Source organism: Paraburkholderia sacchari, from assembly GCF_000785435.2.
Taxonomy (GTDB): Bacteria; Pseudomonadota; Gammaproteobacteria; order Burkholderiales; family Burkholderiaceae; genus Paraburkholderia; species Paraburkholderia sacchari.
Map to the genome: position 1 here is coordinate 38038 of NZ_JTDB02000012.1, position 12791 is coordinate 50828.

General features: G+C 61.9%; 12 protein-coding genes and 1 pseudogene. 2 read left to right on the plus strand and 11 right to left on the minus strand.

All coding sequences use genetic code 11. The features are described from left to right. Positions 1-63: 63 nt before the first annotated feature. A pseudogene (locus NH14_RS28935) lies at positions 64-1533 on the plus strand (chromosome partitioning protein ParB); the annotation flags it as partial. On the opposite strand, the gene NH14_RS28940 reads toward NH14_RS28935, so the two are convergent. The 5 genes from NH14_RS28940 to NH14_RS28960 form a co-directional block, all read right to left on the minus strand. Continuing rightward, the gene (locus NH14_RS28940; protein ID WP_035534303.1) at positions 1528-2298 is read right to left on the minus strand and encodes a hypothetical protein; all 771 of its coding nucleotides are present in this window, start codon (positions 2296-2298) and stop codon (positions 1528-1530) included. The pseudogene NH14_RS28935 and the gene NH14_RS28940 overlap by 6 nt on opposite strands. Next, positions 2291-2983, minus strand: a complete 693-nt coding sequence (locus tag NH14_RS28945) for a nucleotide-binding protein (RefSeq protein WP_035534304.1) — start codon at positions 2981-2983, stop codon at positions 2291-2293. The genes NH14_RS28940 and NH14_RS28945 overlap by 8 nt, the downstream gene beginning before the upstream one ends. A gap of 10 nt (positions 2984-2993) precedes the next feature. Then, positions 2994-3458, minus strand: a complete 465-nt coding sequence (locus tag NH14_RS28950; RefSeq protein ID WP_035534306.1) for a hypothetical protein — start codon at positions 3456-3458, stop codon at positions 2994-2996. A gap of 1072 nt (positions 3459-4530) precedes the next feature. Next, a complete protein-coding gene (locus NH14_RS28955; RefSeq protein WP_152617353.1) occupies positions 4531-4731 on the minus strand; it encodes a hypothetical protein in 201 nt (66 codons plus the stop codon). Between the two features lie 123 nt (positions 4732-4854). Continuing rightward, the gene (locus NH14_RS28960) at positions 4855-5004 is read right to left on the minus strand and encodes a hypothetical protein (protein WP_161790901.1); all 150 of its coding nucleotides are present in this window, start codon (positions 5002-5004) and stop codon (positions 4855-4857) included. On the opposite strand from NH14_RS28960, the gene NH14_RS28965 reads away from it, so the two are divergent. Further along, positions 5003-5431: a hypothetical protein gene (locus NH14_RS28965; protein WP_035534308.1), complete on the plus strand. Its 429-nt coding sequence runs from the start codon at positions 5003-5005 to the stop codon at positions 5429-5431. The two genes, NH14_RS28960 and NH14_RS28965, sit on opposite strands and share 2 nt — an antisense overlap. A gap of 257 nt (positions 5432-5688) precedes the next feature. Here NH14_RS28965 and NH14_RS28970 read toward each other — a convergent pair whose 3' ends face one another. The 6 genes from NH14_RS28970 to NH14_RS28995 form a co-directional block, all read right to left on the minus strand. Then, positions 5689-6702: a relaxase/mobilization nuclease domain-containing protein gene (locus NH14_RS28970; RefSeq protein ID WP_035534310.1), complete on the minus strand. Its 1014-nt coding sequence runs from the start codon at positions 6700-6702 to the stop codon at positions 5689-5691. 1 nt (position 6703) lies between these two features. Next, complete coding sequence (locus NH14_RS28975; RefSeq protein WP_331253477.1) at positions 6704-7144, minus strand: plasmid stabilization protein; 441 nt, start codon at positions 7142-7144, stop codon at positions 6704-6706. Between the two features lie 104 nt (positions 7145-7248). Further along, a complete protein-coding gene (locus NH14_RS28980; RefSeq protein WP_035534312.1) occupies positions 7249-8775 on the minus strand; it encodes an LPD7 domain-containing protein in 1527 nt (508 codons plus the stop codon). Positions 8776-8832: 57 nt separating this feature from the next. Next, on the minus strand, positions 8833-10701 hold the full coding sequence (locus NH14_RS28985; RefSeq protein WP_035534313.1) for a PriCT-2 domain-containing protein: 1869 nt from the start codon (positions 10699-10701) through the stop codon (positions 8833-8835). Next, on the minus strand, positions 10698-12416 hold the full coding sequence (locus NH14_RS28990; protein WP_035534314.1) for a type IV secretory system conjugative DNA transfer family protein: 1719 nt from the start codon (positions 12414-12416) through the stop codon (positions 10698-10700). The genes NH14_RS28985 and NH14_RS28990 overlap by 4 nt, the downstream gene beginning before the upstream one ends. After that, positions 12413-12787, minus strand: a complete 375-nt coding sequence (locus NH14_RS28995; RefSeq protein ID WP_035534316.1) for a hypothetical protein — start codon at positions 12785-12787, stop codon at positions 12413-12415. The genes NH14_RS28990 and NH14_RS28995 overlap by 4 nt, the downstream gene beginning before the upstream one ends. Positions 12788-12791: the final 4 nt, after the last annotated feature.

Genomic DNA, 12791 nt, shown 5'->3' on the forward strand with positions numbered 1-12791 from the left:
GATTCGAAACAGCACATAAAAGCTTCCTACCGGTAACGACCGAAATGTGCTGCAGCACATTTCGGCTATGTACGTCGTGACCTCTTCAGTGACGACGGGAATGCGGGCTACATTGCCGATGCCGAACTGCTGCAGCGGCTCGTCGCGCAGAAGCTCGACGTAGCAGCAGAAGAAGTGCGCGCCGAGGGTTGGGGATGGACAGAAACCCGCGTCGAGCGCGACGTGCTGGAGCTTAACCGCTACGGCAAGCTGCGCCCCATCCAGCGCCCCTTTACAGACGAAGAGCAGCGCGAGATGGACACACTCACCGAACAGCAGGACGATCTGGCCGGGAAGCTGGAAGCGCTCTCCGAGGACGATGAAAATGCATATGAGGAAGCTGGCCGCCTCGAGGCTGAAATCGGACGGGTCAACGCAGAGATAATCGCACTAGAAAGCCGCGCCATGGTGTGGGATACACAGCAGATGGCTGAGGCGGGTGCGTTTGTAATCATCGATCCGCAGGGAAAACTGCTCATCGAGCGCGGTCTCGTGCGGCGCGAGAACAGTGCGGCGCTGGACGCGGCGGGTGCAACGGTCACCGGCACGCCGCAGGCGGAAGCTGCGGACCCGGCAGACGGTCCTGTTCCGAAGCTCAAGCCGGTCCACAGCGCGAAACTCTGCCAGCGACTCACCGCGCACCGCACCGTCGCCATCCACGCCGAAATGGTCACGCAGCCCGCCGTCGCGCTCGCCGCCCTGTTGCGGCATCTCGTTCCGCAGGCGCTGCCTGAGCACTACGGCTACACGTCCGCGCGCGACTATCTGGCGCTATCAGGCGACAACAATCACGACAGCCTACTACGCGCGGCGGACGATCTGCCCATCAGTGCTGCATGGAACGCCATCGAGGCACAACGCGCCCGATGGACCGCCGAGTTACCCTCGAGACGCGGCGACCTGCTGCCGTGGCTCGCGAAGCAAGACCCAGGAACGACGCTCCTCGAACTGCTTGCCTTCTGCACCGGCACCCTGCTCGACGGCATCGTGGGCGAGGAAAAGCCGCAGGCGATCAGCGCGCTCGCGGGCGCGCTGCACCTGGACATGACCCGGTACTGGACGCCGACCCGCTCCACGTATTTCGATCATGTCAGCAAGGCGCGCATCGGGGAAGTCGTGTCCGCAGCCGTTTCGCCAAAGGTTGCCGCCGACCTCGGGAAGATGAAGAAGGCCGACGCCGCTGCCGCCGCTGAACTGCGTCTGGCGAAGGTCGTGTGGCTCCCGGAAATCCTCACCGATACGGAAATCCCGGTCACGCCGTCATGGGAAGCCCGCGACGACGAGGATGGGGACGCCGGGGAGGACGAACAAGGCCCGGAAAACGGCAAGGGTTCCGACGACGCGCAGGAGGACGACGAAGGTGCCGCCGAGCCCGGGAGCAATCACAGTGGCATCAACAACACGGCTTGCGATGTACCCGTGTCGTCCACCGCAGCCGGCACGCAGGCGCCGTGGCCCTTCCCGACCGCTGCCGGCCTCGCGCACGCTTCATGATGCCCTCGCGCTCATGAAAGGCGACATCAACGACGCATGACCCGTGCGGGCAGACGGCAAACCGTCTGCCCGCACCAGACGACTACCGGAATAGCGACCCGCCAGCCCACCCGCTGCCGCCGCGAGCAGAATCACGACCAGCCCTCCGATCACCAGTATGCGGAACGCCTTCGTCATCCGTCGCGCTACCATCTGGTCAACCTTCGCGGCGCGCGCCGCCGCCTCGCTCATCTCCCGTTCAAACAGAGCTACCGCTGCGTCGAGTTGCTGCCGATGCTCGCGGGCTGCAACGGCTACCGCGCCCATCACCCTGTTTCCCGCGATGCGCGCAATCCGGTCGGCAGCGCGCCCCACCTGCGTGACCAATGCCTGTTCATTCAGTGCCGCGAGCGCCGCGCGATACCTCGCCTCATGTTCAACGGCCATGCGTTCCGCGAGTTCGATGGTCGCCTTGCAGCGCGCGAGCGCGTCGCGGTGCTGCGCCATCAGCGCGTCCGTCGCCTCACGTGCCTCCTCCCGCACCGCGTCCAGATTGCCCTTGCCTGCCTCCCGGATGCGCTCCGGCATCGCCTCGTAAAGCCGCACATAGTATTCGAGCACAACCAGCACCGACCACAGGGCATCGTTGTCGCGCAAATTCAGGGCCATCGACACCCGACGCATGCGCAGCATGCTCGCGTCGTCCGGCTTCTCCCCGGTGACGTCATAAAAGAGCCGGGCGAGCGGATCGACGGGGCGTCCTCGCCGCGCTCGCCGCTCAGGCATTGCCCGTCACCCCGACGAACATCGCGTCATAGAGCGCCCGCCAGCGCAGCAGTTCCGCGCGTTGCCCGATGGGCAGCGACTCCGCCGCCTTGCGCACCGACAGGCGCTGACTGCGCAGATCGTCTGCCACGCGATCCGCGAGTTCGGGAAAGTCGAGCGACCTTCCCCTCGCCTCGACACTCTTGCGGATTTTCGAGTCCTGATACAGCACGAACCTGTCCGGTGTGCCGTAGTGGCCATTGCGCACGACATGTGTGATCGCATCTGGAAACGTCTCCCCAAACTGGCGCAGCAGTTCCAGACTGTCGCGCTGCCGGTTGATCACCCAGAACACAACGAGCCGCCTGCCAAGCTCGCCCAGCGTACTGGCCAGCGTCGCGCCGTAGCGGGCGACCCCATCCTGGTTGCGGGCTGCCGTGCTGACCACCACGACCGCGTCGCGATGCTCGTCGCAGTAGTTCACGAAATTGATCCACCCTTCCGCCTCGTCTAGATCGAACGCGGCGCAATCAATCTCGCCCTGCACGGCCTTCATCACGTCGGGGTTTGATGTGTCGTTCTCAACAAGCACGGGTTTGACGCCGCGCCGCTGCAGATGATCGACCAGCGCGAGCGCGACAAGGCTCTTGCCAACACCGCCCTTGCCACCGCCCACAAGATAGATGGGATTGACTTTCGTATCCATCGCGACTCCTCTACAGATCGTCGGTGTCGGGCCGGATCGCAAATCCGAGTGCACCTTGCACTGGCAGCCCAGATTGCGGTCTGGCTTCCGTCTTTCCCCCATCCTTGCGAACACGCCTTGTCTGAGACGTCGCCTCCTGCGCGCGCGATTGCGCCGCGATCGCCTTCTCAGCACCAGGTGCACGTGCACCCGATGCGGGCCGCGCAACACTACCTGTGCTACCGCCTTTCCCGGTCGAGCGCAGTGCGTAGCGAATCGTCCCAGCAGTGATGTCAAGACCCTGCCGTCGAGCCTGTTCCGCAATCTGCTCCAGGGTATAGCCCTTCGCTTGCGCAGTCCGCACGCGCACACGCATGTCCTTAATCGCATCGCGCACCGTCACGCCACGTTCGGTATCCGGCTTCTCTGGCAGCGCATCGAGTGCGCGACCAAACGCCTCCCATTGCGACTTCGTATAGACCTTCGCAACAGGCATCTTTACCCTCCTGTACATCCGGTGCGCACTTGCGGTGACACCATCGTGCGCACCTCCTGAGCAGGCGTCAACACGGCTTTTGCGCACGGCTTATTCATGCAGGAACAAACTGGCAGTGAAGGGAAGGTACGAGAACAACGGATATTTTTGCGTATGTGGTGCGCACGCGACACGCTACACCAACGCATCAAGGTACGCCGGATTGGCGCGTGCCGTTGACGCCGAGCGACACCACCTTGACGCGCGTTTCTGGCTTCGGCCGCCGCGTGTGTGCGCGTGCAGATTCCAGTCCTCTCTCCTGAATTGCTCACGGTGCTCCGCACTTAACCGTGAGATCCACGCGCACGCGATAGTGCAACGCGTGAATCTCAACGCACGCAGGTCTTCGTCTGCCCTGCGCAATACGGTGACAACCCGGGCACTAGACTTCGCTTTTTTATACGGCCCGCGAAACGCACCGCTCAGCGCATCTGCTCTGCTAACGATTCGACACTTTTCGCGCGCGCCAAACACGCCGCGGTGCGCACATTCAACACGTCGGGTTCGCCACTGGTCGGCAGTTCATAACACTGCGGCTACGCATCGTGTAGCGCATCGTTCTGCGCAGTGCGTTGACTCTGGCTGCAATCCCACGTCGCATCGTCTTCGCAAGGGCAACGCACGCCGTTCCCCAGGACGCGATCGGATGTTTGCGCGAAGGCGGAAACCTCTGCGCACCGCGTTTACTCTGGGACACAATAAGCGCACGGAAAACAAGGGATGGCAGGATAGGCTACCGCCGGTTTTGGGCGCCACCTGCAATGCAAACGCGTCGCTTTCTTCGTCACGGTGCGGCCCGCTAATCCGCCGGAGTCAAGCGGCGAACCGGCTCCCGGTTGCCGGCGTGCGCGTATCATGTTCCGACCGCCACTCATGTGGTCGTTGACCTCGGCCGCGCGACCGAGCAGCGCGCATACAGAAAGATCATGAAAGCAACCGCCTCAAGCGCGGCACCATCATATTCACCGTCGCGTGACGGCTTCTACAGTATCTTCAGCAACAGTGCTGCAATTACCCCATCGACGTCGACGCACTACACGTTGCGCGATACCCCGGCCTCATACAGCGCCGTCTCCACCAGAGCGCGGTAGAAGGCGTGAACACGTTGTACTCGTCGCGCTCCGCCATCAGCTTGAAAATGAACACTTTGCGGATCGCGGTTGCCTGGCTCGTCCTTAAACACCGGGTGGTTGGGGTCCGGAAATTTCTGGATGTCGCGGCCAAGAATGATCATCCGGCTATAGGTCCGACCGAGAGGGTCGATGATTGCCTGCGCAAGGTGCGCTTCGATAAGCCCCGCCGGTTGCGAGCTCTTCCGCTGGAATCGCCATGGAGATCGCCCTGAGCCCATTAATCGTCATCCAATCATCCACGAATTTCCATAAATAGGGATGGTTTCATTTTTTCCGAGTTCGCCTATTATAAAAATTCGGGATTTTTTCTTCTCCTCTGCTTGAGTAACTGCAAAAGCCATGCAGTCAGATGGATCTCCAGGAGAACGTTTCATGGGACTTCTGAGATTTTTGATTATTCTTGGCGCTGCTTCTGGGATTGCCAAGGGTATTCAACTCTTCAGCCATCACTGCCGACAGCGTTTTGGTTATTGCTTTTTTACTGTGCAAGGATTCTGGCTTGCAGCTATTGGCATCAATCTGCTCTGGTGGGGATACGTCGCTTGGGGCACTGCATTCGTGCATCACGAACCGACGTTTGTCGGCATCATCCTCATGGCGATTGGTCTTGCAGTCGTCGCCTGGCTTGTTTTCATGAATATCCGAGACACGAATCTGCCGTATGGCGCGGCTGGGTCAGCCCTACAATTCGCGTTGTTCTTCCCGGTAGCACTGTACGGTTTGCCGATCCTCGCGATCACCCTGTTGTTTCTGCTCTTCGCGACATTCAAGGCTGCGCCGGTCAGATTCATCGATCGGTGAATCACCCTGGCGGGCGACTGCCGCCTCGGCTCGGTTCAAAACGAGCAGTCGTGCCACCATCCGATCAAGGCCACAGTCAACCCAGGCCGGAGGATCATCCGCCGTGTCCGGCAGTAGAAGATCGGCAAGCCGTGTGGCGCAAAAGACGCCGAGGATGCGCACCGTGTACCGGATTCCATACACTCAAAATCCAGGCTCGGGAATGCGTTTTCCACAGATCAGCGATGCAATAGCTAACCCATCGTGACCTGCGGGCATTAACGCTCCACGTCCGGCCTGAGGCCATCTGAGCGAGCTACGGTATCCGGCACCTGACGATCCTGCCGATCTCGCGCGTCATCCCGCTTTCGCGCCACCACTGGTCGATCCCGTTGCACCGGCATGGATCCAACGAAGTAAGCCATTTCGACAGCCATCGCGCGATCCTCACGCGCTAGCGACCTCGCCATCGCGTAGGCGATCTCTCGCCAGGCAGCGAATACGCCGCCCTGCGCTACCCAACCTGCGTCGCGCTGAGCGTCATTCGGCATTCGTTTCCAGTATCTCGGCGTTTCGCCCCGCGCCATCATATGGACGACGGCCGGCTTCGGATAGCGCTGAGTCACGCCGCGTGCACGCCGGGGCGTCGCATTCGCCTCGACACCGTGCTCGCGCAGCTTCTCGGCGAAACCCTCACGCCACCGCTGAAGATCCTTATGGCGTGGATTTAGTCGACAGCCGTGCGGACCACGCACCTGTACGCACAGATGCACGTGCGGATGCGCTTCGTCATCGTGCGCCGCGAAGACATACGCTCGGCCGTCGCCGAATTCCAGCGCCGCGAAATCCCGCGCCGCATCGCGCACTGCCAGTCGGTCCGTTCCTGGCGGCATCGACAGCAGAATGTTGAATACCTCGCGACGCGTGCTGGTCTCCGGGATGCCCCATCCGCCAAGCTGCCAGGCTTTCGCGAGATCGCGCAACTCATCCTTGCCCGCAATACGGTCGCCGTCCTGATCTTCCAGTTCGATTCTTCCGTTACGGGAGATATAGCGCAGATGCCGACGCACGGCGCCCATGCCCTGCGCACTGGCCGCCTTATTCGTGATCTTGACCATGACCTCCGGGGTACGCCTAAGGGTGCGGGCGATTTGAGCGCGCATGCGGGCTGCGTCGTCACGAATGCCCGCACGCGAGAGTCGCGCCGCACGCGCATGACGCAGTGGCTCCTGGAACAACCGGTCGCCCCAGTTCACGAGCATGGCGTCGATATAGATTTTCGGGTAAGCCATATCATCGACTCCATCGATCGAGGTTCGTGCGAATGACGGCCGCCGTTGCACGCAGGTGATCATCAATTTGCTTTCGCATATCTGCCCAATCGCACCCCAGGTCGTGACATGCGAGCTCAGCACCGCCAGCACGCGCAAGCTGACCAAGTAAGCGACTGATCCCGGCAAGCTGTTGAGTGGAGAGTGACAATGCGTGCAATTCATGGTTGCTCAATTGAGGCTCCCTCGTTAATTGCGCGCGAATCAACGACACAATCCAGCGATTCCCACTCAGACCCAAAGCAGCCGCACACCGCTCGACCGCGCTCAGTTCCGCAGCGGTGAGGCGGATCTCGACGCGACTACGCATCTCCCCAACGACCGGCTGGGGCAAGCCCCAAATAGTCGCGGCGGATTCCAGATCCGCTTCATCGCAGATAGCCGTTGCAATCAACTGGCGCACGCCTTCTCCGGCTGTCAAACCGCGATGGGCACACCAATCGTCCCAGCGCGACCTAGCCGTCCCGAGTTCAACGCACAGACGCTCGCGACCGACCACGCCTCACCTCAACGAGATGGAGATGGTGGTGACGGCTCAACCGGTGCCCGGTCAATCTCGCGGAGCGAGGCGCGTTCGGGAGCTGGGCGCTTGCGGCGATCCCGGCTCGATGGCGCAGTCGGGTCGAATATCTTCGGTATCGGAACTGGAATGCCGTTGATCTGAAACGCTGTCAGCATGCGCTGAGCACGCAGTTGCACCCGGGCAATCGATCGCTCGCTGAAACCCTGTTCTCGCATGGCCACTGCCAGCACGGCCAGATGCAATGCGCACTCACGTTCCGCATTTCCCGCGTTGCGGCGGCGACGCGTCTCCTCCTGTGCTGTAGCAGATTCAACGTGAAAATCGGGCGATTCCGCTTCGCCGCGCGACGGATTGTCGGGCTTGTCCGGGATAGAATCGACACGATCGCGCTGGACAATTTCGACCTGCCAGGTATTGCGATAAACGCCTTTCTCGTCTTCGCCGATCACGCGCCCTTCGTCATCTAGAATTGGTGCTCGCACGGTGACGAAGCGCTTGCCGAGATTTTCGAGCATCACCTGCTGGCCGACCTGAGCTTTCGCTTCGAGCATCGCACGCTCAAGATCGACGCCCCACACTACCTGATCTGTTCCGGTGTCGTCGCGAAACAAGACATAGTACGAGTCGCTGCGGGCGGGATTGTGCTGATACGGCGCGCGGCCATGCTCGCGCAATTCCCCGGCGTACCGCCGAGGACCATCGGCCTCGTCGTTGGTGGCGATCCGGTTCGCGTCCGGAATAGGCGGTTCCGATGCGAGCTCATGCACTGCCGCGAAAGTTGAAATTCCGTTGACAGCCTCTCCGGCACCGACCAAAGGCACGGCCGAAGCCATGGGTCGATCGTCTACGCGCGCCTGCGTGGTTGTGGTAGCCGTTGTACCGACCTCCGCCGCGGCCTCTATTCGATTTTCCGGCCTTGCCTGTCGAGCTTCCGCGAGGCGAGCCAAATCCGCAGCCTTCGGCTCGTAGCCACTCACCTCAATGCCGAGCAGCGTGCCCTGCAGCCACGCCTCGCTCTTAAATGCTTCATGGCCCGACACGCGAATGCGCCGCCACGATTTCGCATGCGCCATGTCGATCATCGACTCGACCACGTCCGGCCGGTTGTGCTCGGTGACGAGATACGGACCCAGATCCTCGAACGCAAGCTGATACGGCGCATCCTTCAGGAAATACTGATTGCCCGCGCGCAGGTAGCGCTTGCGCACGCGCTCGGGCAGCTGGTCGAGTGGCGCACGCCCCCGATCCATCTCAGCCGCCGTGCCCGTCGACGATCGGGTATCGGACTGCCGCGACGTGGCAGCATCATCACGAATTGCCTGATCCCGCAATTTCTCCCGAGCAGCATCAAACTCGCGCCGGCGTCGGGCGGTTACCGCGTCCATCGCGGCCAATTCAAGCCTGTCCCGTCGCTCGTCAGACGGCACCGGGCCGGCACCGTTGCCCGGCACATCCTGTTCGATAATGTTGATGACCGGATCGGCCTCGTGAGAGGAAGTTGTCTGAGCCATGTCACTACCTCGCATCCTCAAGATCGGCTTTGCACGTGGGCACTACCGATTCCGCCCTCATCGATCAGGCGCAGCGCCTGCTTCACGGGACGAATCCTGCTCCCTGGACTTCTCCAGTGCGGCCGCCCGTGCTTCGCGGATTCGCGTCCAGGATCTCGCCTGCAACTGGTCGAGCATCACCTCCAGATTGGGGCTGTAATTCAGCTCGCGGGCGGACTTCTTCAGTGAGCCAACCGCGCGTTCCAGAAGCTCGCGCCCACGGTCCCACGGATAGACCTTTGCTTTGCCGCCGTCGTAACCCACTTGCAGTTCAGAACCGTTCAACCGCGCGTTTTCATCCATCCATTTCAGACGCGCGGAAACAAACGTCATCTGGTCCTTGCGGTGAAAAACGACGCTGCGCGTCGCAACTTCCTGAACCAGATAGTGTTCCGTGTTGAACACCTCGCCGCGATACGGCCCGCCGTTCTCGCGCGGCGTCGCCATCCTGAGCGGCGAGCCAAACCGGTGTTCAGCCAGCGCCCTGACGTCGTTGGGAACGTCGCCCACGCCAAACAGCGGCTCGCCAACCGGCGGGCGCGTCGACGCAAACCGCGGCAGATCGGCGACTGGCTGGGCCAAAACCGACGATGCGGAAAGTGCAGGATCCGACGATGGTGGTTCGGAAGTGGATACCACATCCGCCGGCCCATTCAGCACCGGCCCGCTCGGTGCTGGCTGCTTCGGCGCACTGCGCTTCGAGGACCGGCGACGCGGGGTGCCTTCGTTGTCGGCCAACAGCTTTTCCTTCACGTTGCTCATCGCTCCGTCCTCCTCATTCTCATCCACCTCAACCTCGGTCATGTCGGATGCGGTGGGGGCATCCAGCCGACCATTCGTCTTTACAAGAGAGCGAGCCACGGCGCGCAGGTGTTCGCCGACCGCATCAAAACCCGACAGCACCGCCATATCGCTGAAATCGTTCGGCACCTTGTCGTCGATGCGCGCCTCCGCCGTAAACCGTGGCCATGCCAAATGCGCCTTCGCGTCTTCCGCTGCGCGCCGAGCCTGTGTTTCACCGCTGCCCAGTTCGCCAAGCATGATCAGATCCGCTTCGGGGTACCGTTCGCGCAGGCTCTGCGCCACGATTCCCAGATTCCCGCTCGACAGCGCCGCCACCGCAAACCACCCTGTCGCCTGTGAGGCGGACAAAGCCGTCGCCATACCTTCGGCAATCAGGATCAGCGAAGATTCGTCGGCCGGAACCAACGTCGGCTCCGTCATCCAGTAGCCTCCCTTCTTCGCACCGCCGGCCAGTGACGACTTCTGCCCTCGCTCGTCGATCAGCTCCAGTGTCGAGATCGGTCCGTTCCAGACAGGCACGATCAGCACGCGCCCCGTCAGTTGCTCCTCCTCGCTAGCCGGTGTATAGCCGAGCAGCGCACGCAATTCGAGTGCGTCCAGTTCGCGCAGCGTATCCATCGGCTCTAGCCGCTTGCGCAGGAGATACGGGTGCTCTGGCCCAACTGGCCTCGCCCACTGCCAGATCGATGTCGCTTCGCGGGCGACAGCCACATGGCGTGCCTGTCGCTGTGCCTCCTCACGCGTTCGCTGAGCCAGCACCTCGGGGGACGGTGCGAGTAGCGCCGCCATACGGTCCGGATAATTCGTTCGCTTCAGGTCAAAGCCGTGCTGACGCGCCTGCCAGAACAGTGTGGCAAGCGTCTTGCCACCCGCCGCGCTGGCCGAACGCCATGTTGTCCGGGCCGCACGCTCGCTATAGTTGGCTGCCGTGCGACTCCACGCGTCCCAGATTTCAAAACCCCCGTCGCCAAATCCCTGCTTGAGCGCGAAGGCCATGTCGACCCAGGTCTCGTAGTCGTCAGCCGGTATCACAGCAAGTGCGGCGCGCGCGCGGTCCACATCGTTCACATAGGGTGTCGTCATTGCAGCGCTCCCATGCTCCCCGGGCCGGCCTCGGTTGCACACCGCGCCCGCTCGACAAAATCGAGTTCCGCGACGTCAAGATCGTTCACGCTCAGATGGCGTCTCGCCTGCACCACCTGGCGCGCCGGCACACCGAGCAGCATGAAGTGGTGCTCGACGTAGGCCACGGCCTCCTCCTCGCTGATATCGGCGAGGTTTGGCGGTAAGTCGCGCGGATCCCACGCCTGCAAAATCTCCAGGTATTCGGGCGGCAGATGCATAAGCCCTGCCCCGTCCGCATCGATCTGGTCGGGTTGCAGATCGCGCAGCCGCCGCTCAACAACTGCACTGAAGTGGGCAAGGTCCATGGCCGGCACGGATGGCGCGGTCATAATGCGCGACGCGAACTCGGGGTCGCGCCAGTAGCAGATCTTGTCTGCCAGGATTGGCTTGGCGTTTTCGAGCACGATGATTTCCTTGTCGCGCCCCAACTCTTTCAGTTCCTGTGGCAGCAACAGCGGCCGGCGCTGTTCGGATACGCTCTCGCTCGATCCACCTCGACCGCTAAAGAAGGTGCTTGGACGACTCACGCTGCGCGACTGGTCCGTGAACGTACCAAGCATTTCCGAGTAGTCGTTCGCGTCCTTCTGCTCACGCGGCGCATAGAGGATCTGCATCGCATGGTTCGTAATGAAGGTACGCGCGTCAGCCCGCCCGTAAACAGATTCAAGTTGCGCGATCGACTGGACGATCGACAGCAGGCGGAGGTTGTAACCGGCCATGTAGGCAACACCACGCGCGATAATGTGGATCTTCCCAATCGACGTCATCTCGTCGAGCAGTACAAGACACTGGAATTTCAGCGTGGGATCGGCTTCGGGCAGTTGCTTCGTGTTCAGATTGACGAGCTGCGAGAACACGAGATTGACGAGCAGCGCCGCTTCCGACAGATGGTCGGGCGTGACGCCGATATACACGGACATGCGGCGGCGGCGCACCTCGCGCAGATCGAAATCACTTGCGCTCGTCGCCGCGTCGACAATCGGATTGGCCCAGATCGTAAGCGGCGCGTTGAACGTCGCCAACACGCTCGCCAGTACCTTGTCGTCGTTGGACAGGAAACGGTTCAAGGCATCAACGCATTGCCCCGAGAGCAAAGTAGGACGCTGGACAAGAGCCCGTTGCAGGTATGGTTTGATCGGCATACCGTTACCCGACGACTGCCGCAGCACCTCACCCATCGTGACCGGACAGTCCGGAACAGACGCCCCATTGCCTGCGCGGCGCGCGTCACGCCACTCGCACAACAGGAGCACGATGCCGAGGAACAGGTTTCGTGCCTGATCCTTCCAAAAATCGTCGTGGCCGCCCGGTGGATACAGTGCGTAACCGATCGCAAGGATGTCGCCCACCCGGAACAATCCGTCCGAGATCGCCGACAGTGGGTTGTAACGGTGCGTGCGGCCGTCCTCTGCAAATGGATTGAACAGGAATACGTCCTGCCCATGCGCTCGGCGGAAACCGGCCGTGGCAACATAGTTTTCCTGCTTGATGTCGAGCACCACCACCGAATCCGGAAAACTGAGCAGGTTCGGAATCACGATGCCGACGCCCTTGCCTGAGCGAGCGGGGGCCGCAAGCAGTACGAACTGCTGCCCGGTGAGACGAAGGTAGCGCCCGCGCCACACTCCCACGACAATCGCGGGCGGACTATTGAGGTATGCATGCGTGGTCATAGCAGCCCCGCATGGCGAATTTCCGCCTCGTTCGCAAAACGCGCGCTGCCATAGAGACGACGCCGGTTCGAACTCTCCCATAGCAGACGTAAGCCAAAGACCGGGCCACCAAAGGCCCCCAGCACGCCGAACAGCGCTGCACCGGCCAACCTGCGCCCGACGGTCGGCATCATCCCGTGCCGCCAAGCTAGCATCGCATCAAACCAGCCCCACAGTCCGGCGTGCAGTGGATTGATCCGCAAGCTGGCATACAGAAAGAACGATGCGAGCCAGAGCGACGCGACTAGTCCGCCCATCAGGCACGCAAGTACCGTCAGCGTTATTGCGGCCGTTCGAGCATGCTGAGACAAAGCGGAAGGTGGATGACTCATGGCC

Bases quoted from the DNA above. Each gene is read 5' to 3' on its own strand.
- NH14_RS28940 (WP_035534303.1), bottom strand. From the start codon at position 2,298: ATGCCTGAGCGGCGAGCGCGGCGAGGACGCCCCGTCGATCCGCTCGCC.
- NH14_RS28945 (WP_035534304.1), bottom strand. From the start codon at position 2,983: ATGGATACGAAAGTCAATCCCATCTATCTTGTGGGCGGTGGCAAGGGC.
- NH14_RS28950 (WP_035534306.1), bottom strand. From the start codon at position 3,458: ATGCCTGTTGCGAAGGTCTATACGAAGTCGCAATGGGAGGCGTTTGGT.
- NH14_RS28955 (WP_152617353.1), bottom strand. From the start codon at position 4,731: ATGATCATTCTTGGCCGCGACATCCAGAAATTTCCGGACCCCAACCAC.
- NH14_RS28965 (WP_035534308.1), top strand. From the start codon at position 5,003: ATGGGACTTCTGAGATTTTTGATTATTCTTGGCGCTGCTTCTGGGATT.
- NH14_RS28960 (WP_161790901.1), bottom strand. From the start codon at position 5,004: ATGAAACGTTCTCCTGGAGATCCATCTGACTGCATGGCTTTTGCAGTT.
- NH14_RS28970 (WP_035534310.1), bottom strand. From the start codon at position 6,702: ATGGCTTACCCGAAAATCTATATCGACGCCATGCTCGTGAACTGGGGC.
- NH14_RS28980 (WP_035534312.1), bottom strand. From the start codon at position 8,775: ATGGCTCAGACAACTTCCTCTCACGAGGCCGATCCGGTCATCAACATT.
- NH14_RS28985 (WP_035534313.1), bottom strand. From the start codon at position 10,701: ATGACGACACCCTATGTGAACGATGTGGACCGCGCGCGCGCCGCACTT.
- NH14_RS28990 (WP_035534314.1), bottom strand. From the start codon at position 12,416: ATGACCACGCATGCATACCTCAATAGTCCGCCCGCGATTGTCGTGGGA.
- NH14_RS28995 (WP_035534316.1), bottom strand. From the start codon at position 12,787: ATGAGTCATCCACCTTCCGCTTTGTCTCAGCATGCTCGAACGGCCGCA.